The organism is Enterococcus sp. UD-01 (genome assembly GCF_044909655.1).
GTDB lineage: Bacteria > Bacillota > Bacilli > Lactobacillales > Enterococcaceae > Enterococcus_L.
In genome coordinates this window covers 81,692-102,879 of sequence record NZ_JBIYEU010000003.1, presented here as the reverse complement: position 1 = coordinate 102,879, position 21,188 = coordinate 81,692, and the positions used below count along the sequence as shown (strand labels likewise).

22 protein-coding genes are annotated in these 21,188 nt (G+C 34.5%); 9 read left to right on the top strand and 13 right to left on the bottom strand.

Translation table 11 applies throughout. The annotated features are described in order from the left end of the window. The first annotated feature begins 22 nt into the window (after nt 1–22). Complete coding sequence (locus ABH902_RS04135; RefSeq protein ID WP_404589286.1) at nt 23–337, top strand: hypothetical protein; 315 nt, start codon at nt 23–25, stop codon at nt 335–337. 389 nt (nt 338–726) lie between these two features. On the opposite strand, the gene ABH902_RS04130 is transcribed toward ABH902_RS04135, so the two are convergent. The 9 genes from ABH902_RS04130 to ABH902_RS04090 form a co-directional block, all read right to left on the bottom strand. After that, entirely contained in the window at nt 727–2,094 is a 1,368-nt protein-coding gene (locus ABH902_RS04130; protein ID WP_404589285.1) for a hypothetical protein, read from the bottom strand. Continuing rightward, on the bottom strand, nt 2,095–4,068 hold the full coding sequence (locus ABH902_RS04125) for an ATP-binding protein (RefSeq protein ID WP_404589284.1): 1,974 nt from the start codon (nt 4,066–4,068) through the stop codon (nt 2,095–2,097). It abuts the gene before it with no gap. Nucleotides 4,069–4,102: 34 nt separating this feature from the next. Then, nucleotides 4,103–5,008, bottom strand: coding sequence for a DNA adenine methylase (locus ABH902_RS04120; RefSeq protein ID WP_404589283.1), 906 nt, complete (start codon nt 5,006–5,008; stop codon nt 4,103–4,105). Between the two features lie 99 nt (nt 5,009–5,107). Further along, the gene (locus ABH902_RS04115) at nt 5,108–6,808 is read right to left on the bottom strand and encodes a DUF6119 family protein (protein WP_404589282.1); all 1,701 of its coding nucleotides are present in this window, start codon (nt 6,806–6,808) and stop codon (nt 5,108–5,110) included. Between the two features lie 554 nt (nt 6,809–7,362). After that, nucleotides 7,363–7,632: a hypothetical protein gene (locus ABH902_RS04110; RefSeq protein WP_069697125.1), complete on the bottom strand. Its 270-nt coding sequence runs from the start codon at nt 7,630–7,632 to the stop codon at nt 7,363–7,365. 12 nt (nt 7,633–7,644) lie between these two features. Beyond that, nucleotides 7,645–7,953: a hypothetical protein gene (locus ABH902_RS04105; protein WP_404589281.1), complete on the bottom strand. Its 309-nt coding sequence runs from the start codon at nt 7,951–7,953 to the stop codon at nt 7,645–7,647. A gap of 14 nt (nt 7,954–7,967) precedes the next feature. Next, the gene (locus ABH902_RS04100) at nt 7,968–9,188 is read right to left on the bottom strand and encodes a hypothetical protein (protein ID WP_404589280.1); all 1,221 of its coding nucleotides are present in this window, start codon (nt 9,186–9,188) and stop codon (nt 7,968–7,970) included. Next, nucleotides 9,188–9,583, bottom strand: coding sequence for a hypothetical protein (locus tag ABH902_RS04095; protein ID WP_404589279.1), 396 nt, complete (start codon nt 9,581–9,583; stop codon nt 9,188–9,190). Before ABH902_RS04095 ends, ABH902_RS04100 begins: the two co-directional genes overlap by 1 nt. Nucleotides 9,584–9,717: 134 nt before the next feature. Continuing rightward, nucleotides 9,718–10,341: a helix-turn-helix domain-containing protein gene (locus tag ABH902_RS04090; protein ID WP_404589278.1), complete on the bottom strand. Its 624-nt coding sequence runs from the start codon at nt 10,339–10,341 to the stop codon at nt 9,718–9,720. 160 nt (nt 10,342–10,501) lie between these two features. On the opposite strand from ABH902_RS04090, the gene ABH902_RS04085 reads away from it, so the two are divergent. The 5 genes from ABH902_RS04085 (at nt 10,502) to ABH902_RS04065 (ending at nt 14,101) form a co-directional block, all read left to right on the top strand. Further along, complete coding sequence (locus ABH902_RS04085; protein ID WP_404589277.1) at nt 10,502–10,978, top strand: hypothetical protein; 477 nt, start codon at nt 10,502–10,504, stop codon at nt 10,976–10,978. 235 nt (nt 10,979–11,213) lie between these two features. Continuing rightward, entirely contained in the window at nt 11,214–12,290 is a 1,077-nt protein-coding gene (locus ABH902_RS04080) for a replication initiation factor domain-containing protein (protein WP_404589276.1), read from the top strand. Between the two features lie 63 nt (nt 12,291–12,353). Continuing rightward, on the top strand, nt 12,354–12,572 hold the full coding sequence (locus ABH902_RS04075) for a DUF3173 family protein (RefSeq protein ID WP_404589275.1): 219 nt from the start codon (nt 12,354–12,356) through the stop codon (nt 12,570–12,572). Next, complete coding sequence (locus tag ABH902_RS04070; protein WP_404589274.1) at nt 12,556–13,770, top strand: tyrosine-type recombinase/integrase; 1,215 nt, start codon at nt 12,556–12,558, stop codon at nt 13,768–13,770. The genes ABH902_RS04075 and ABH902_RS04070 overlap by 17 nt, the downstream gene beginning before the upstream one ends. Next, nucleotides 13,742–14,101 (top strand): hypothetical protein, encoded by a 360-nt coding sequence (locus ABH902_RS04065; RefSeq protein WP_404589273.1) that lies wholly within the window; start codon nt 13,742–13,744, stop codon nt 14,099–14,101. The genes ABH902_RS04070 and ABH902_RS04065 overlap by 29 nt, the downstream gene beginning before the upstream one ends. Before the next feature lie 154 nt (nt 14,102–14,255). On the opposite strand, the gene ABH902_RS04060 is transcribed toward ABH902_RS04065, so the two are convergent. After that, nucleotides 14,256–14,660: a hypothetical protein gene (locus ABH902_RS04060; RefSeq protein WP_404589272.1), complete on the bottom strand. Its 405-nt coding sequence runs from the start codon at nt 14,658–14,660 to the stop codon at nt 14,256–14,258. Nucleotides 14,661–14,851: 191 nt separating this feature from the next. Here ABH902_RS04060 and ABH902_RS04055 point away from each other — a divergent pair, with 191 nt between their 5' ends. Beyond that, entirely contained in the window at nt 14,852–15,697 is an 846-nt protein-coding gene (locus tag ABH902_RS04055; RefSeq protein ID WP_404589271.1) for a hypothetical protein, read from the top strand. 126 nt (nt 15,698–15,823) lie between these two features. Here the strand turns inward: ABH902_RS04055 and guaA are convergent, their stop codons facing one another. Both guaA and coaA read right to left on the bottom strand, forming a co-directional pair. Next, nucleotides 15,824–17,380 carry a glutamine-hydrolyzing GMP synthase gene (gene guaA, locus ABH902_RS04050; RefSeq protein WP_404589270.1) on the bottom strand — a complete coding sequence of 519 codons (1,557 nt, stop codon included), beginning with the start codon at nt 17,378–17,380 and terminating at the stop codon, nt 15,824–15,826. Nucleotides 17,381–17,788: 408 nt separating this feature from the next. Then, on the bottom strand, nt 17,789–18,712 hold the full coding sequence (gene coaA, locus ABH902_RS04045; RefSeq protein WP_404589269.1) for a type I pantothenate kinase: 924 nt from the start codon (nt 18,710–18,712) through the stop codon (nt 17,789–17,791). A gap of 203 nt (nt 18,713–18,915) precedes the next feature. On the opposite strand from coaA, the gene ABH902_RS04040 reads away from it, so the two are divergent. Further along, the gene (locus tag ABH902_RS04040) at nt 18,916–19,506 is read left to right on the top strand and encodes an SGNH/GDSL hydrolase family protein (protein WP_404589268.1); all 591 of its coding nucleotides are present in this window, start codon (nt 18,916–18,918) and stop codon (nt 19,504–19,506) included. 10 nt (nt 19,507–19,516) lie between these two features. Beyond that, nucleotides 19,517–20,122 (top strand): class I SAM-dependent methyltransferase, encoded by a 606-nt coding sequence (locus tag ABH902_RS04035; RefSeq protein WP_404589267.1) that lies wholly within the window; start codon nt 19,517–19,519, stop codon nt 20,120–20,122. A 43-nt stretch (nt 20,123–20,165) separates the two neighbouring features. On the opposite strand, the gene add is transcribed toward ABH902_RS04035, so the two are convergent. Beyond that, on the bottom strand, nt 20,166–21,188 hold the full coding sequence (add, locus tag ABH902_RS04030) for an adenosine deaminase (RefSeq protein ID WP_404589266.1): 1,023 nt from the start codon (nt 21,186–21,188) through the stop codon (nt 20,166–20,168).

Sequence of the window (21,188 nt, the reverse complement as noted above, 5' to 3'; positions counted from 1 at the left end):
GCATAAAAGAAAGGGGATTAAAATGGAAGAGAAGGTAGTAAAAGATGGCAGTCTTCAATTAGTACAAAATAAACAGCCGATAAAAATGATTACTAAACAAGAAATTTATGATTTGAAAATTCACTTAGAACAATTAGCTTCTTGGAAAGAGCCCTTGAAATTATTGGACGAATTTTTTGAAAATCAAGCTATTCCTCTAAATAAAAAGAAAATTATCTATGAATTTCATGCACAAGCAAGAGTTTTTAGTATATTTTACATAAATTTTTTGCTAAGTATGGATATATTGGAGGAGAAGATTTCAAAATTAGAAAAACAGGGAAAATTAAAAACGTAAAAAAATCAGTACAGTAATACTGATTTTTAGGGAAATTAACTTTCCAGAAAAAGTTGATTTTCTGATATATAGCTTATCTCAGGTAATAATGAGATAAGTTTTTTGTTTCTAATGAGGAAAACGATATGTTTCGATTGATAATATTGCAAAGATTATGGATGCTATTGGAAATAGACTCATATAAATTATTAATAAGGAAAGACCGTTCTTTTTAGAAAATAAAAAAGTAATAATGTTTATCTTTTAATCACTTTTTTGATTTTGTGGATGACACGTAGCAACAGTAGTCTTAATAATAGAACATAGACAAACTAAAAACAGAGAGTATTGTACACTTTGATAGGTTTACTCTCTGTTTTTAGTTTATTTTGCTAGTCTCCGGATTGGAGTCACTTATTTAATTCTTGTTTTACAAATTTTTCTAAAATTGAGACTCCAGGTTTTTGAGAGATTGAAACTGCTTGATTAATAACTGAAATTGGTAATAGTGAATTCTCGTAGGAATTGCTTTTCAGAAGAGCAAGTGTACCTAATATTTTATCAACTTGACCAATTAATTGAGATTTATCACCTTCTTGATAATAGGCATTTGATTTCGAAGGAATACTTACAACGTAAATGTACCCTTTTTGAGCCTTAAATATTATTTTCCCGCTATAGTAAGATGTAGGGGCATATTCTTTATCTAAAATATATGTTGGTTTTATATTTGTATTGATGTATTTGTTGCTAAGGAAAAGTGCGTTGTAATCATTTATGTTATCTTCGATCATTAAGGCATGTTCTACGAAAGTTCCACTTTTTTCAACTCCCACCATATTAATTGTTTTATTTTTGCTATTAAAATAAATTATTAATTCTCTGAATAATTTATGAATGTTAGCCGTTTGTCCGAAGAAGCCTAATGGACCATCTTTAATAAATAATGTTTTAGATAGGAGTATAGGCTGTTTTTCGATAATATCTCTAATAAGTGAGAGCAACATAAAATGTTCTAATACGTTAGTAACATACCCCATAACACCAGTAGCACCTAACTCATTATCCACTACTTCAAAAAGTCGGAAAACATCTGTGAAGTAAATTAAACTCCCACAATGTTTACATGTAGTAGTGTAGTTTTCAATTAAGTCACGTTCATCTAATACAATATTTTTTTCAGTACATTGAGTATTTGGGCAACTAGCTAAAGTATAGCGTCCGTCAGACTCTTTTCGCTCTCTATTATTTTTATATTTTTTAAATAACAGCCAATAAAGATTATCAATAAGAGAATATGAAGAACCAGATTCTTTATTAAAAAATAGATCAAAAAATGCTTCTCGAAAAGAAGTTTCAAAATCAAAATTATGTTTGTAGTTTACATTCTTCATAGGTAAACAAAAATCATCATGTTCAACATTACGAACCTTTTTCATCATTTGAGTAGATATAAACTCTGATTCTTCTAAAGTTATCAGATCGTCTCGACGAAGTAATACTGCACCAAATTGAAAGAAACTTAGAGAAGATGAAGGAAAGGATTTTTTTATGGATATTTCACTGTATCCACCATCAATAGCAATAATAAATTCAAACATTTCCTTTTCAGATATTTCTTCAAAATGTATATCTGAAAAATCAATTTCATCAATACTTTTCGGAAGACTAACTTTCTGTAACAAATCTTGTATTGCTGGATTTTGTATTATTTTTGAATGCGACACACGACTAGCATGCTCGTTTCTTTTTCGCCCTTCTTTAGAAGTATAAGCCATTTAACTACTCTCCTTATTATTTGTAAACTTGTCAATTTGAGTAGGAACTACAAATGAACTTGAAAAGGTTTTGATTCTAGCAAATCCTTTATCAGAAGTATTACTATATCTTATAAGTGCATCCGTGAAATCGCTAAAATCATAATATTTTTTCAATTCTTTTGTTTCGTCAGAATTATTAAGGTGTGAAATAAACCAATTTTGCGTATTTTTCAATATATTTTTACTGATAGAACTTACTTCTTGTGTTGCATAAGTGATTCCTAACCTGAGTTTAGCACCTTCTTTAGCAAGACGATTATAGATATTTTTCAAATCGGTTTCATTTTGCTTAGGAAAAAGATTATGAGCTTCTTCAAAATAAAATTGAATATAATTATGGTTTTGTGTTTCATTTTCAGTGAACATTTTCATTGAGTCTGAGAAAATCCTTTTACTAAGCCTCTCAGAATTTATATTTTGGATTGACGAATCGCCTTGAGATAAATCTAGAATGACAATTTTACCAGCCCTCAGTTCACTCAAAATTTCAGTCTCATAAGATTTGTTAACTGTAGGGGTATGGAAGACTCGAACAGGTTCAATCTTTTTAAATCCACTAATATTTGACGATCCGATGTCCTTTCCTGCATTAGCTCTACATAAAACTTTAAGAATACTCTTTAAGTCTTCGTCTGCCCATTCTTTTCCCTTTTTTTCTTTGTATTCATTAAAATAAGGCGCTGTATAATTTTCCCACACACCTTCGAACCATAAACAAGCATCTTCTATGGGAATTCCTTTATCGGGGACAATTTCTTTACCTGAAAGACTATTTAAATCCTTATTACCAGCAAATCGTACGTTTATATTGTTTTGTTCAAACCCTGCTTTATATAGCACGCACTTATATGCAACTGTTGCTCTCAATAATCTTGTATAAGCACTCATATTTTTTTCTTTCAAAGCCTGAAGGTCGTCTTCGTCTGCCAACTCAATTCCAAGAAATGAGGCTATGTAGTCATTGCCACTAAGATCTGAGAAATGAGATTTAATATATTCAAATCCTGTTAAAATTTCTGAATAAAAATTGATTTTCATTTCTTTAAACCCATCTTTAGGCATGACACTATACCGACTGACATTACCAGAAAATTTTTCAAAAATAGAAGTATCATCTTGCTGATTTTTGTTTGCGTATTCTCCATTGATATCAAAAATAATTTGGCCTACTTTTTTATCCCCTAAATTTCCAACAATATGGGGATTGTTCTGTTCGATTTTATCATTAATAGAAACTGTTTCTTCGATGATCTTTTTCACGGTATTTGATTTACCTGTTCGAGTCATTCCAAATAAAGCAGTTCGTTTGCCTATAAGGTCTAACGGATCAATTCTAACTTCTACATCATCATCTTCAGACTGATAACGCATGCTGGAACTAAATCTCACTTTTCCGATTCGAACGGTGTCACCCTCAGTACCATCATAAAAATTGATTATTTTGTTTAAGACATTCTGCCTTGGTTTGTATATTTTGTAATTATTAGGAGAATAAAAATTTTCAACGTCAGATCCAAAACAAAGTTCATCACTTTTTCCATCTAAATAAAAAGTTCCTAAAATGCGACATTCTAAGCCTGAAAAACTCATATCAAAACGAGTAAAATCATCTAGCTCGTTCAATTTATCTGTAGTATCGATTCCTTCTTTGTAATATTCAATCATTGTCGAAACCATCTCATTATCAGTAGGGATTTTTATAGGAGAAAGAACACGAAGAAGTAAGGCTTCTTTATTTTCATTCATTGCACTATTATTATAAAATGCAAGCAAGAAGGAACTTTGGGGTATTCCATTTACTTTATTTTTATCAAAATCATTTGTAAGAAGGCTCAGCTTATCATAAGTTAATGAAAAAGCATTTCCAACAAAACGCTCTTCATCTTTTGATAAATCAAAAATATTTACGTCCATTTTTTTTAAAAAATTCATTGACACTCTACTCCTTTGTGTAAAACTAAAAATACTAAGTATTAGTACCTAACAACCTCGCCCAATCATTAAGTAAGGGGACATTAGGAAAGTTTAAATTGTCAGACAATGCTAAAAATTCATATTCATCACGCTTGTTTTTAACATAATATCTAAGTTTGTAGCTAAATCTTTGATTAATGTTTGAATATAATGGTAATAACTCTTCATGTAAATCATAAGTTAATAACCATTTATAATCAGTTTGAATAATTTTTTCTGCAAGTTTTTTATGTTCATCTATTTCATTGATAGGAAGGTATAGTCGTCGTCCTTCTTTAACATAAGGGGGGTCAATGAACAATAATGAGTTACTGATATCTATATAGTCAGGAATCAGGTTTTGAAAATCTTTAATCATATCTAGTCTAGTAACTGTTATTTGATCAGCATATTTGCCTATCTCTTCCAATAAGGGTCTTAGATTCTCTTTTTTAAACTGACAATCAATTTTCCAGTCACCGGTTTGATTGAGTCCGCCAATTGGGGTAGCTCCTCTAAGAATTCCAGAAAAATTAGTTCTATTTAAAAAGTATGTTGCAAAACCCAAGTCTAATTTTTGATTTCTGCCTAATTTCTTTCGACTAGATAGATCATCGAATATCATTTTTTGATTGTGCCACTCATCAATTGTCACCTGAATTAAATCGAACTTTACAAGGAAGTCATCATTTCTATTGACTATTGACCACCAAAAAGAATATACAGCGATGTCTAAATCATTTAAGATGATTTGCTCTACCTGATTTGTCAATAATAAATTGACGGCAAGACCCGCACCACCAGCGAAAGCTTCAATATAGGTTCCATCAATATCATTTTCTTTTAACACTTGTTTTACAAATTTTAACATATTATATTTTCCACCAGGGTATCTTAATGGAGATCTCCATGCTCGCATTGTTATCACCTCTTTACACAATTACCATTAGTTTACTCTATTTCTATATGCTTAACTAGCTAAATAAAAACTATTGTCTCTAAAACTAAGCTTATAAATTCATTTTTTTCTAGGTTTATCTATTGCAAAATATAATTTTGGATTATACCCGTGATCTTTTGTAAAAGAATACCAATCTATTATTTTAAGCTTTAACATTATCGACTTGAAATCCTTCAATTTGAAGCTTTGGGAGATAATTCCATCGAAAATATACTTTTTCTTATTATCGACGAGCCATAATACAGAAGCATTTTTGCAAGCAGTTATATTTGCTACATTGTTCTCTCGTATGTTAGGATACTTTTTAGCATTCTTATATTTTTTTCTGTTGTTATATTTAAGTAATTCTTTTTCTACCTTAAACTCCTTTTTATTTGCCAAAATTTGTACGGAAAGTAATGATTGTTCAAAGCTATACATAGCTAAAGAAGTGTCCGTTCCTCGTTTTATAGCAAAAAGTTCATCCTTTTTTTTATCATATATATCAGCTACTTCTATTGTGGTTCCTGACACAGATAGATTACGTTTATGAAGTTTTATCAAGTGATCTCTTTTAGAAATTTCTTCAATATATCCACCCTCACCAGAAAATTCGCCTGTTTCATAAGAGTCATACTCAATACTAAAATCATTTTCAAAAACTACTTTTTCATCTATTTCCAATAATTTTTCCTCAAGTAATTCATAGAATCTGTCATTAAAAAATCCCCAATTACCATTATCTAAAACATAAAGTGTTCCATCTAATTCTATCTCACAATAAACTAACTGAGAAAATGGTATCTCTTTTTTTATACAAGTTCCTTCTTCATTGTACAATGCAAATTTAATTTGTTCTGTACTTGAAATAATATCATCATTTTTTTTAATATATTCAATAATTTCTGTTCCACTTATTTCAATATCTTCTTCTTTTTTCCTTTTTTTGCCTGAAAGATAGATGCTCAATCTTTTTTCATTTTCTAGAATACTTATTCCATTTCCGATTAATTGTATTCTGTTTACATCTAGTAGTATTTGGCTCTTATTTGAATCAGCTTTCAGGTCATTTAATAGTGTAGTATTTAATTTATTATGTTTTTCATCTTTTTTTGAGACTTTGTGTAATCTAGGTATAGTTGATTTTTTGCCTTTCAGGTGTAAGGCAGTATCAATTTCATTAAATAATTGACAAAATTTTTCAACCCTAACTTTGTCTCTGAGATTATAGTTTTCTGCAAAAGTGATACCTGTTCCGCAATCTACACTAGATCCAAAAATATTTTCCATCTCAGGTTTTCCGCTGACATAAAAGTAGCTTTCGCTTGCTTGAGGAAATTCATTTTGATCTTTTTTATAGTTTGTAATCCCTCGCATCTTATTTCTTTGAATGTAACTTACGCTTTTCAATAAAATATCTTTACTTTGAATTGTTTTTTCAGCAAAATCTAATCCAAAATCTAAATTTGCTAATTTTTCAGCTACCCAGAACGCGTGACCTTTGGGTAATAAGTAAGTAGATTTTTCTGTCTGAACGACCATAATAGCGTTATACTGATTAGGAATTTCTGTTTCAAAAATATTTTCTGAATTAAAAAAAAGTAACAATTCCTCCACCCAATCTGGAATGGACTTTTTATGCAAATCAAAGAAGAGGGATATTTTAATTTTTGTATCCTTAAAATTTTTAGTATTCCCAATCTGCTTATACTGATTTTCAAGTAATGATTCTTGAATTTCAGCAAAAGTGTACTTTGATTTATATACCTTTGGCTTCACAATTGCAATCTCCCTTTAAACTTCCTATTTATAATATTTGAATATTCCGTGTTTAATGCACATACTATATATCAATTATATCATAATTTCTTCCTTTTTGTCATTTTATGTTAAGGTTGAATAGTTTTGCAATGTAAAAAATATTGAATATAATTATTTTTTATATTGTTCATACTTTACTAGTCCAATAGTTTTTTTATCAAAATTACATTTAGGATTATTCTCAAAAGAGTAACCGAATATAGCATATCATCTTCATATTTCGAGTTTACTTTAATATCTAAAAAAAAATTCCGCCAAAATTCTTGGCGGAATTTTGACGGAAAACCATATCAATTCATTACATTTCAATCCATTTTACAACACATGAAAACTTGTTAAATCAATGTTTACACATCAAGTGATGTATCTACATTATTCCCACTCAAAAATCAACGAGTTTTATCTAATGTAAAATAGTTAATTTTACGTCGTTTTAAGCGATTTGAAATCATTTAAAACGAGTACAATTTTAGTAGAGTGTTATCAAAGTGTTATCAATTTAATTATGAATGCTAAGAAGATAGCTTATCTAAAGTTTGTTGTTGTTTCTCAAAAGTTTCTGTTACTTTTTTTCCAAACTGCCCTTTAACAGCACCTTCTAAAGTTTGAGAGGAAGAAGACAATGCTGTTTTAGCACTTTCTATTGCTGTTTGACCTTGTTTCTCAGCCTCTTGTTTCTTAGTGTGTGATTTCTGTATTTTTGCTGAACCAATCGCTTGGACACGTATTTTCTCTAAATTCTTTTTAAGCTCTTTTAATAGTTTTTTAGCGAGTTCTTCCAACGTAGTAACCTCTTATTCTTCATTTATTTTCTGAAGATCCTTTCGATAGCTTTGTTCAAGTTCTTCTTGTTGCTGATAAACTTGTTTTTTTGCTCTCGATAACTCCTCTTGATAATCATTTTCTACTTGCATGACTGCTTGTTTTGCACGATCAAAAGGTTCGCTATCTACAGCTGACTGTTGAACAATACGATAAATATCTGACAACGTTTCTTGTATTAATTGATCCCCTTCTCTTTGTGTATTTTTTAGTATATCTTCATCATCTTCAAGTTCACGGCGTTTTCGCTGATAATCTGCTGTAATCTGTTCTTCTTTCATATTTTCGCTCCTTTTTAAGACCTTAGTTGTTGAGCTAATTGCTGGTCTAGTTGAACAAGTTCATTAATTTTACTTTTAATTTCTTTAGATAATGACTCAAATTTTTCATCCATCATTTTTGCTTTATTGATTTTTTGCTGAAAAAATTCTGTTGGTTCCCCTACTATTCGCTGTTCTGTAGCCCCTATTGCAGATAAGCTATCCTTCATTTCATTATCAGATAATTCTTCTATTTGAGCGCGTGCTTCCCTTAATGTTTCTTGCCAAATATCTTCTGCCTCTGTAATTGCATTCTGATATACTTTTATAGCATTTGCCATTGCATTTTGATAAGCAGATCGCCCAGTATTAACAGCTAATAATGCTTGTTGATCATCCAAATAGATTTTTTCGTTATTAGAAAGCCCTCCACCGCTAGCTGTTAGTTTTGCTTTTAATTGGTCTAGCATCGTTAATTGAGCTAAAAATCCACGCATAATAAAATGACTTTGTTGTATCATTGCTCCTTCAGAATTTCCCAAACTATCGGGAATTTTTAACTGTCCTGTTTTTTCGTCAAAGTCCCAACTTTCTAATTTATGACTACTACCATCCATCCAAACGATCGTTCCAAAATCATCACTATTTCCCCATCTTTTATTGAAATCATTCCATATTGTCACATCATCATTCTTCTGTCGATAATTTATAAACAAATGAGGATTTTCTTTCATAAATTTTTCTTCTGCTTCTGTCAACGAGCGGTATTGGAACCACCCACTAAATACCGTTGCAGGAATACCAAAATGAGCGCCAACTTTCAACATATAAGCAGACTGTGAATACCCTGATAACTGATTAATTGTCCAATCAGGGTGATCAGATATAAGATCACCCACATAGTTCAATGCCACATCATCTTGAGGAGAACCGTTGGGAGACATCCCTTTTAAAGCAGCTTTAAAATCTCTTCCATCGTCAGGATACGTTCCAGCTGCCACAACTGTTACTTGAGATACATCAGGTGTACCGTTTACTATCGGTGCCACAGCCATTCCTTGAAAGCCATAATCGCCGTCTTTTACTGATAATACTTTAAATTTTTTACCACCTGCGATAACTACATTTTTTTCATTCTTTCCTAAATTACCATCTGATTTATCTGTAAGCTTAGTTTTGTTTCCACCATCTTTAAAATTTGGATCGACTTTATAAACATTTTTATTTAAATCTCTCAATTCTTTTTCTGTCGCCATCACAATTCCCCTTCACTTGCATTAGAATAAATAATTTTGACTTTTTTCTCTGTGATCCCCTGTTCAAATTCAGTACCACCAATATAAGATTCTAAAGTTTTAGCCCTATTATTTGGTGAAAAATCAGTTCCTATAGTCCCTACAACACCATCGTCCGTAGATATCGTAACATCTACAGATGTAAATCCTGCTAAAGTATTTTCGACATAATCTTCAGAAAACTCAATTTTAGTCACATTCGCAAAGGTATTTTTAATTTGTTTCGCCGTAATTGTTTCCATTCTTACCATTTCTTGTTCTTTTCGTTCTGCCTCGTTTTGTTTAAACCACATGAACCCAACACCTCCAATTAGTATAAGTAAAATTAAACCAATAAACCATGTTTTCTTTTTCAAAGTCTCACACTCCTCAATGTATCAAGTTATTAGTATAAGAATATATACGTATATAGAATCGTTCTAAAAATTAATTATCTCAAATAAATCATATGGAGTAAATGTTTAGTTTGAAAATATAAGTAAAAGTAAGGTTATAAAAAATCATCTTCATATTCGTCATTTGAAAAGTAATCATCTTTTTCTAAAATTGACATATCATTTGCACGAATAGCACGAAATCCCGTAGCATATTCATCAAATCTTTTTTTGATTTGTGTTTCAGCTCGCGTTAGTTCATTTTCTATTTTTGAATCAAACATAAGCTCAATTAATTCTATTTTTTCTTCTCTTGTAATGTCCAACTTTCCTTTTAGAATTATATCTAGTTTTTCATCTTCGATCCCATCAGCAACCCTCTTTTTAAAATCAACTTTATCATAAATCAATCCAGCTATATCCAAGCCTTCTAAATGACGATAGTAGACACCGTTTTTGTCCATATAATCTAAATATTTTGCGATTTGTAATTTTCTTTTTGTATTTTCATCATCATCAATTATTTTTTCTAAAGATAAACCTAAAGCAGTTGCAATTGCTTCCATAACTACAGAATTTGGAACAGTATTTCTGTTTTCGTAATTTTGAATCGTTTTTGCTGATACACCTACAATTTGAGCTAATTTTTTTTGAGACATATTCAACTCTAATCTTTTATTTCGCATATTTTTACTAAAGTTATTAAATATAGAGGTGTAATTAATATAGCTATCTGACATTTTTTCAACTTCTTTCTCTTGAGGAAATATTTTTCCGTTAATTATTGACAGGGGAATAAAATTGCTCTAATATGTAGTTAGAGGAAATTAATTTCTCTTCTAAAGTATTATACTAAATTAATTTCTCTTTGGGAAGAGGAAGAGGGTAAGAGGTGAGAAAATGTATGAATCAGAAGAAGTTGTTTCATTGGTTGAAGGATTGAATAGTGTATCAACCTTTCATAGATGGCGAAAGCTGACAGAAGAATTGTGTCATGTTTCGTTCAAACGAAAAACAAAGCAAGTCGGAGAGACAAGCTACACAAAAATCTATCAATTTTCAGAAGTAGATATAGAAAAATTTCGTCAAGTTTCTGTTCTTCGGAACCGAGGACAACCCATTAAAGAAGCAATTCTTTTTGTATTTAAGGAAGAAAAAAAGCGGACAACTGTAGAAGAACAGAACAAACAGCTCTTTGACAAGTTAATAGAAGCAATTAGGACATTAGATGGAGAAAGACATAAGCAGACAAAATCTATCCATTCACTTGAACGTCAATGGCATCTGATGGTGCAGAGAGTGAATCAGTTAGAACAGCGAATTGAAGCAGTAGAGGTAGAGAAAATGGATAAACCGTTTCAACGTAAGAAATCTTGACAGCTTTCCCGTTCCACCTAGGGCGAGCCCCCAAGGCATAGCCCGACGGATGGAGCGTAGGAAAGATGGCAAGAGGGAGCTTCGCTTGCGAAGCGGAGACACAGTGATCTCTAATAGCACTGTGTAAATGATAATAACTAGTGTGGAAACCTTGCTGTAAAAGGCTTTGTAGGGGATAAATACCTGCACGATTTTTGCGAAAATGGAGGTGGCAAAGGCGAGAAGTAGAGAGTTTGTGACTGCTAAAATTGACTGGCTCCAAATTGTGTTTCATGGATGTGAAATTGAGGAAGTGTTAACAACTGCGCTCCAAATAGACCTTTCTTGCTTTCTGATAGAAAATGGTCGGGTGAAACACAAACCTTATGATATTTGTTACACATATGGCTCCATTAAAGTATTTACAGAAGAAACGCCTAAAACAGGTAACTTAGAATGTTACTTAGTATTGAGTGGAGAAGGTTGTACGATCTATGAGCGTTTATTACAGGCAATGGGATTGACATGGCGAGATTTTTTTCAGCGGTTATTTTGCTATTTTGAAGGGTACTTTGATGTTAAGCGATTGGATGTTGCGTTAGATGATCGTAATGAACAACCGTATTTTACAGTGAAACAATTAATTGCTAAAGCAGAGAAAAAGCAGTTTTATTCTCGAAATCGAAAACACGATGTCTACCAAAGTACAGCAGTAGGAAATAAAAACAGCTTCACTCTCTATATTGGAAAGCGAACATCAGATTTGATGTTTCGTATCTATGATAAAGATTTAGAAACAGCGAAACAGAAGCATTGTGCGGTAGAAGAAATTGGGTCATGGAAACGACTAGAAATCGAACTGAAACGGCAGGTAGCCCACTCTATGGCAAAAGTAATTGCCTTTGATGACCGTTCTTTAGAAGAGCTGATACGGGGCGTAGTAAAAGATGAATTGACCTTTTACACAGATGATACATGGGAAAAGGTTTGGCGACCATGGGAACGATACTTAGGAAACATTCAACCGCTCCATCTTTCGAGAGTGTATGAAATCACTGGTTTAACAAATACACAGGATTGGTTGATTCATGGCGGTGGATTGGCAGGAATCAAAGCTTTTCGATTTTTAGCGGAACATGAAGCATTAGGACATTTGGAGCAACTGGATAACTTGATAGCAGAAACAGAGTATACACGGTCTTTAGCGAAAAAAATTGCTGACCATCTAATAGATATTGGACGTGAAGAATTAATAGAGGTTGTTTATGACCAAACAAAAAAAGAGAACTTAGAAAAAAAGTCCAATGAGACCCCTTCTCCAAGCTCCACTTAAAACTCAACACTTTAAGTATAGCACATGAAGGGTAATCAATGGAAGAAAGATGGAGGAATTTAATTGATTACCATTACCAAAGAGGAATTGATTCAACTGGGATTTGGCACCAGTCAATCACAAACGATTATTCGATTAGCCAAGCATTATATGGTACAAGAAGGTTTTGATTACTACAAAAGTCGCCGATTAGGACGAGTACCTGTTCATGCCGTGGAACATATTTTAGGCATCACTTTAGAGATTTCAAAAGAGGTAGAAGTCCATGGCGAATGTGTATAAAGATAAGAAAAAGGGTACCTATTATTATGTCGCCAGTCTCGGATTTGATGATGTGACAGGCAAAAGAATCCAAAAATTAAAGCGTGGGTTTCCTACTCGGAAAGAGGCAGTACAAGCCTATAATGAGTTGATGAATGACTATGGAAAACTCGCCTTTAAAACTAATAGTACCATGAGTTATGGTGAATATTTTGAAAGTATTTTTCTTCCATGGTACCAAGGGAGAGTAAAAGAACGGACGTACCAGAATCGTTTATCTTCTATGCAGATTCACTTTAAGCCATTTTATAAAAAGAAAGTTTCAACGATTACACCAATTCACATTCAAAAATGGCAGAACGAACTGATGAAAACCATGAGTAATGCGTATGTGAGAAATATCTATGGGTTATTTTCCATGAGTTTAGAACGCGCCTATAAGTTGGGAATGATTCCGCAAAATCCTGCAAAAACAGTAGGAAATGTGAAGAAAGTAAAAGCAGATGTTGATTTTTGGACGAAAGCAGAATTCGAACAGCTTCTTTCTACTTTTGACCGAACAGATTATTATGAACATTTTTCGTTTATGGTGTTGTGGCTGTTTTTTATGACGGGTATGCGTTTTGGAGAAGCCCAAGCGCTACAATGGGAAACGGATATTCAGTTTGATGAAAAAACACTGTCTATTAGTAAATCAATGTTCTACAAAAATGCAAAAGAATTTTATGCTGTAGAAACAAAAACGCGAGCAAGTAAGCGCCTTGTGGCACTGGATGACACAACGATTTCTTATTTAAGAGAATGGCAGGCTCTACAACAAAAGAATATACAAGAAACAACCTACGTTCTTTCGTATAATGGACTACCAACCAATAAACATACGGTACGACACATTATCCGCCGTCATGCGGAATTGGCAGGGATTCACCCTATACGTATTCACGGATTACGGCATTCTCATGCGTCACTACTGATTTCAATGGGAGAAAATCCTTTAATCATCAAAGATCGTTTAGGGCATGAGGATATTAAAACAACGTTAGGCACCTATGGACATTTATACCCAAATATGAATCGAGAAGTCGCAACAAAGCTGACTCATGTATTAACGTGGCAACCAGACAAAGAAATAGAAGGAAAGAAAAAAGCTTTTCAAGGCAATCAATATATCAAGAAAGAAGGAATGGAACATGGCAGAATGGAAAATGAAAGATTTTGATTTAGTCGGACAATTAGGAAAAGAATTACTTTTGGTGGAGGTATCACCTAAACCAAAATATGAAAAAAATGAAGTGACGGGAAAAAATGAGCGTACAGGAGAAATTGATGGTTACACGTATGAGCTTCTCATGAAAGACAAAAAATACAAGAGTATTCGGGTATCTGTTTCAAGTTCAGAACCAATTATCACTCAGAGTGAGCTAGACAAGGCAGGAGAAACGTTTGTGACCTTGGAAGGTATCCATTGTAACCCATATGTATCAAATGGCTTTATCTCGCTTTCTTTCAAAGCAGAAGGAATCAATATTAAGAAAAAACAACCTGCATAAACAAACAAGGGGTATTCCAAAAAGGAGTACCTCTTTTTAGTTACAATCAACACCAATTAATTGCACTTGATTTTTTGTAAAGAAATGGGCTGTATTTCTTTACAAAAAATCGAGTATAGCAAACGGAAGTGCGGTAGTTATAAATCTAAAAAAGTTACTTAAATAAATCTTTTCTCAAAACATTTAACATCAGATTGAAAGATTCTTCATTTATTTGTTCAATGAAATTCATCGTTTGTGTGATAACTTTGGAATTATTAGTGATGAGCTGTAGTTTTGGAATAGTCATCTTTAAGTCGTTCACTGCGTTCTCAATACGTTCTTGTTCTGAAAGCTCTTGTATATTGTATCTTGCTACACCTAAAGAAAATTTAGCTTCTTTTGGATAAAGCGCAATTTGAGCGAAAGTAATAATTGATTCATAAACCCTCTGCTTTTCTTCAAATATATATTTTTTTCTATCTTTGAAGGGGTCAAAAAACAAACTTGATAAAATAAGGGTAAATATAGATGAACTCAAAATGCTAATTAATATAGTGAATATGCTAGTACTGTCCAAATTGAGTACCTCCTTTTTGAGTTTATAAAATATGTTTTAAAAGTACGTGATTACATTATACCAGAATAGTGAATAATAAATAAATTGTATAAATTCGGCAAGCCATTTATTCGTAAGTACGCTCTGGAGAATTCTTTTATCATTATAGTATAATGATATTTAATATATATTTTTTAATGGGAGCTAAGATAATGGATGAGAGAACGAATAATGAAAAAATAGTAAAGCATGAAACTGTAAATATTAAGTTGAGTTTTTCAAAGGATACAAGAATAATCAATCAAAGATGGTATAAAAAAATGGATATTAGAAAACTTTTTAAATCAATTTTCTCACGACTACTTACAATTACTTTGACTTTAGTATTTGCCGTACCTGCTACATATCATATTCAAGAGTTGTTAAAAATAAAAAAAGAAGAGATTACTTATAAAGTAGACTTTGATGCAAAATATATATCTGAGAATGAAATTCAACTTGAAAGAGGATATGGAAAAGAGTATAAATATTCGTTTGGTACGACATTAAATTTAAATATTAGTTCTGGATCATTACAATATGCGTATTTAGTTTATACAAAACACGATAATAAAGAAATATCTAGGACAGATTTCCATAAACTAGATTTTAATCTTCAATCAAATTTGAATGTATTTTCTCTTCTCGATATAACGATTAGGGGAGTTAGTGACGAAAAGATAATAGCGAATGCTGAAATATCTACAGAGCTTTCCTATGGTTCAATGGAACAAAATAAAGTAAAAGATATCTATTTACTTACTATAGACAATCAAAATAATTCTAGTGTTGTATTATTTACTATGCAAGGTACCCATGTTTCACAGCAACTATCAGGAAATGGACATAGCATTTTAAGCACGATTAATCCAACTCCTTTTCAATCTCCTGTAAAATTTGAACAAATAAACTCTTTTGATTTCTTAGATGTGGAAGTTCCAAATAATATTTCAGAATCCTTTGTTAAAAATAAAAAGCAAATATTATCTATTTGTTCAGATTTTACCTCTTTCAAGTAATTTATATTTAGTTTTAAGTGTTGTGAAGTTTAATAAAGATAATACAAACTGTTATCAAATTGTTATCACAGACAAAAGAAAAGCCTTGGAATTCCCTATAAATAAGGATTTCCAAAGCTTTTTGTCTTATTCCCACTCAACAGTAGCCGGTGGCTTACTCGTAATATCATAAACAATCCGATTCACATGAGATACTTCATTCACGATTCTCACAGAAATCTTCTGCAATACATCCCAAGGGATTCGCGCAAAATCAGCCGTCATCCCATCAATCGAAGTCACTGCACGGATACCAACCGTATAATCATACGTACGGCCGTCACCCATCACACCTACTGAACGAATACCAGGCAACACAGTAAAGTACTGCCAGATATCGCGGTCTAAGCCGGCATTAGCGATCTCTTCACGTAAAATCGCATCAGAGTCACGAACGATTTCTAGTTTTTCTTCCGTAATTTCACCAAGGACACGAATGCCTAAGCCAGGTCCCGGGAAGGGTTGGCGCCAAACGAGTGCTTCCGGCATGCCTAGTTCAATACCAAGTGCGCGCACTTCGTCTTTGAATAAGGTATTTAATGGTTCAATTAATTTGAACTGCATATCTTCCGGTAAGCCGCCCACGTTATGGTGAGATTTGATCGTTTGTGCAGTTTCAGTGCCGCTTTCAACGATATCTGTATAAAGGGTTCCTTGTGCTAGGAAGTCGATGCCGTCAAGCTTCGTTGCTTCGTCATCGAATACATAAACGAATTCATTACCAATAATTTTACGTTTTTCTTCTGGGTCGGAAATGCCAGCCAATTTATCTAAGAAGCGTTTTTTGGCATCAACTTTGATAATGTTTAAGCCGAATTTGCCGCCTAAACTTTCCATTACTTGTTCTGCTTCGCCTTTACGCAATAAGCCGTGGTCAACGAAGATACAGGTTAATTGATCGCCGATCGCTTTTTGTAAAAGCACGCCAACAACGCTGGAATCTACGCCGCCAGAAAGACCTAAAAGGACTTTTTTATCGCCGACTTGTTCACGGATTTTGTTGATTTCCATGTCGATGAAGTTATCCATTGTCCAGCTGCCGTCGCAATGGCAAATGTCAAAAGCGAAGTGACGCAGCAAGTCGTTGCCGTATTCTGAATGACGAACCTCCGGATGGAATTGCACGCCATAGAAATTGCGGCTGTCATCTTGAATTGATGCAATCGGGCAATCTTTGCTTGTAGCAATTTTAGTGAAGCCTTCCGGAATTTGAGTCACTAAGTCGCCGTGGCTCATCCAGACTGTTTGCTTAGCTGGTGTTGATTGGAATAAATGAGCATCTGTTCCAATAATTTCCAGCTCCGCTTTGCCGTATTCACGGTTTGCGGCCGGCTCTACTTTACCGCCTAAATTATAAGTCATTAGCTGCATGCCGTAGCAAATCCCTAGAATGGGAATCCCCAATTCATAAATTTCAGGATCGATACGAAAAGCATTTTCGTCATACACACTATTCGGTCCGCCGGAGAAAATAATTCCTTTGGGCGCTATTTCACGGATTTCATCCGCTGTGATTCGATGGCTCAAAAGCTCTGAAAACACACCAAACTCACGAATACGTCGAGTAATCAATTGATTGTACTGACTTCCAAAGTCTAAAACAATGATCTTTTCGACAGTTGTCAAATCGGCAACATTGGTCACGTATATTACCCCTATCCATTTAGATTTATCTAATTAATAGTCAAAAGCGAAATAGCTTCCAACCGATTTAGAAACAAAAAATTGCTGAGAATCACAGCGAAAGAATTGAGCTGATGATGAACAGTACAAGACTTGCTGAGAATCACAGCGAAAGAATTGAGCTGATGATGAACAGAACAAGACTTGCTGAGAATCACAGTGAAAGAAATTGAACTGATGATGAACAGTACAAGACTTTCGCAGAAAGTGTTGAACCTTCTTAATACAATCCAGCTCGTTCCGCTTTTCTATGATCCAGCTCCATGAAGCATCCCGCAAGGAAAATAGACAATCCTCAAATGGAACAAGAAGCGCTCCATCTTCAGATTCCTAATTTTCATACGGGATAACCGCTTCATTCCGCTTTTCCTAATACTTCCGCATATAGATTTTATCAACGATATGATTTTCAGTCTTATGAAGTATAATATCTGCTCTGCCTCGTGTTGGCAAGATATATTCTTCCAAGTTCTTCAAATTCACATTTTTCCAGACTTCTTTGGCCATAGCGAAGGCTGCTTTTCGGTCACCGATCGCATATTGATAATAATAATTATCCGGTTCACGGAAGGCTGTGTCCAATAAGGCGCCGAAGCGTTCCAAATACCATTTTTCAATCAGCTTAGGATCCGCATCCACGAAAACGGAAAAGTCGAAAAAGTCGCTGACGTAAATTTGCTGATTGGCAGGTAATTGTAAGGTGTTGATACCCTCAACGATTAAAATATCCGGCTGCTGGATGACTTCATATTCACCTTCGATAATGTCATACACACTATGAGAATACAGCGGAGCTTTGATTTCATCCTGACCGTTTTTAACCTGATTTAAGAACTGAATTAATTTTTCCATATCATAGCTTTCAGGAAAGCCCTTGCGATCCATAATGCCTTTTGCTTCGAGGACTTTGTTTGGGTATAAAAAGCCGTCTGTCGTAATCAATTGCACATTGCGGCGCTTGAAGGTTCTAGCTAAAATCGTCTGCAGTAGGCGGGCAGTTGTACTTTTGCCGACTGCGACACTGCCGGCAATACCGATGATAAAGGGCGGAACCGGTACATATTCATGCAAAAACAATCCTTTGCTGACAGTCAAAGACTCGAACTCTTTCATATATAAGTGGATCAAGTGAGTCAAAGGCACATAAATGTCCTGTACATCCTTTAAGGAGATTCGGTCATTAAAGCCTTTAATACTTTCTAATTCTTCTTCTGTCAAGGGAGCTTTGCCATTATGATAGAAGCCTTGCCATTCCTCTCTGGAAATGGGGTAGTAATTCATTTTATCGTCCATAATTCCTCCATCGAAGCTGCCTGATCTTTTTAGCTGTTTGTTTGTCACAGGCTAAAAATAAGCTAGGTTCTTTCCGTTATTTATTTTAACACAATTTAGCTATACCTAACACCAATTCCTGAAAGAATTCTTTACTTCGTAAAAAGTGGCGGGTTAATGGTATGATAAACGAAGAGAAAGCTTTGAGTGAAAGGAAAGTGTTTATGAAAAAATTAGTCTTATTTGGCGATAGCATCACTGCTGGCTACGGAGAAGAAGCGATTACGCCGATTCTGCAGGAGTTGATTGCTGCTGGTTTAGCTGCTCAAAATCTAGAAACGATCGAAATCGTAAATGCCGGTATGCCGGGAGATCGGACCGAAGAAGGGCTGCAGCGTTTGGATAAAGATGTGCTAGCTGAAAAACCAGATATTGTTACGATTTTCTTTGGCGCTAATGATACCAATAGTGATCGCTTAGTGCCGCTGGAAAAATATGCGGAAAATCTCGAAACGATGATTGAAAAAATCGGTCGTGAAAAGGTCATTCTACTAACGCCGCCTTACGTGGATTGTCAAAGAAAACCGACGCGTGATGATGCGCGGATTCGTATTTATGTAGAGCGTGTTAAAATCATTGGCGCAAACTATGAGCTGCCGGTCATTGATTTGTATCAGGCGATGGTGGTTTATCCGGGAACAGACGAATTTCTACAAGAAGATGGGCTGCATTTTTCTAAAACAGGCTATGAGTTTCTGGCTGCCTTGATTGTTCGTGAAATAAAAGGTAGACTGATGACAAAAGAAAATAGTTAGGAAGAAGACAATGGGAAATCATTATTATAGTGAAAATCCGGACCTTGCTCATGAGCTTGTGCAGTGGTCGTTTGAATTAAGAGGGAAGACGTTTCAATTTGTAACGGACAGCGGTGTTTTTTCCCGCAGCACAGTGGATTTTGGTTCAAGAGTATTGATTGATGCGTTCGAATGGGAACCATTACCGGAAGGACGTTTGCTGGATGTGGGCTGCGGTTATGGACCGATTGGCTTAACCTTGGCGGCTTTAAGCGGCAGAACGGTGGAAATGATTGATGTGAATCAGCGGGCAGTTGCTTTGGCACAGGAAAATGCGCAAAAAAATCGCATTGAAAATGTTGATATTCATTCATCAAATATTTATGCGGAGCTGCACGAACAGCAGTATGCAGCGATTATCAGTAATCCGCCAATCCGGGCCGGCAAAAAGGTCGTTCACGAGATTTTAAGTGAAGCCTATCCGCGTTTGGTGACTGGCGGCACTTTAACAGTCGTTATTCAGAAAAAACAAGGAGCACCCAGCGCCCAAAAGAAAATGGCGGAAGTCTTCGGCAATGTAGAGATTGTGACGAAGGATAAAGGCTATTATATTTTAAAAAGCGTGAAAGAATCTTAACGTTTATAAAAAAACAGTCAGCTTAAAATACTGACTGTTTTTGCTATTCATCAACTTTTTGATAAGCTTCTTCTAATAATTGATGCAACCCTTGCTTTTCTTTTTCAGAAATAAAGGCGCCGTTTACTGCGTTATGCAAAAGCTGTTCCATATCTGCATAGGTAATGCCGTACCACTCGTGGAGCTTCATGAATTCATCCGTTAAGGTAGTGTTGGAGACGGTTCGGTTATCCGTATTAATGCAGACCTTCAAGCCGGCTTCTTGAAATAAACGGAAAGGATAATCCGCTAGTGTCGTGACTGTTTTGGTTTGAAAATTGCTGGTAGGACAAATTTCGAGTAAAACATCTTTTTCTTTTATCAATGCGAAATGCTCAGATGTATCTTTAAGTGCGATGCCGTGTCCGATTCTAGTGGCGCCCAGCATGACAGCGTCTGCCACGTTTTTCCCACAGCCGCATTCACCCGCATGTAAGGTTAAAGGAATGTTTAGCTGCTTGACCAGTCCCAAGGTTTCTTCAAAGGTATAGGGTGGGAAATCAGCTTCATTACCAGCTAAATCAAAGCCAGCCACACCGGCTTCTTTAAACGTGTTAGCCAGCTGCACGATTCGTTCAATCTCATGGATTTCTTCATGACGCATGCCGCACAACAAGGCGTTGCTTTTCACACCATACTGCTGTTCTCCCTGATGTAAACCTGCTAAAACCGCTGTAATAATTTTCGGTAATGATAACCCTTGTCTGGTATGCAAAGAAGGGGCAAAGCGGACTTCTATGTAGCGAATATTTTCAGCTGCTGCCTGACTGATAACATCCATCGCAGCAGCTTTTAAAGCGTCTTCGGTTTGGAGGCAGGCTAAAACTAAATCAAAACGTTCTAAATAGTCGTTTAAATTTCGGCAGTCTTCTGGTGCGACTAACAGCTCTTTTAGCTGTGCATTGTCAGCTGGCAGCGCAATACCTTGTTGAGCAGCAATTTTGCGCAGTGTTTCCGGTCGGATCGATCCGTCTAAATGGCAGTGCAGCTCGATTTTAGGTAGATTTTTAACATGTTCACGTTTCAC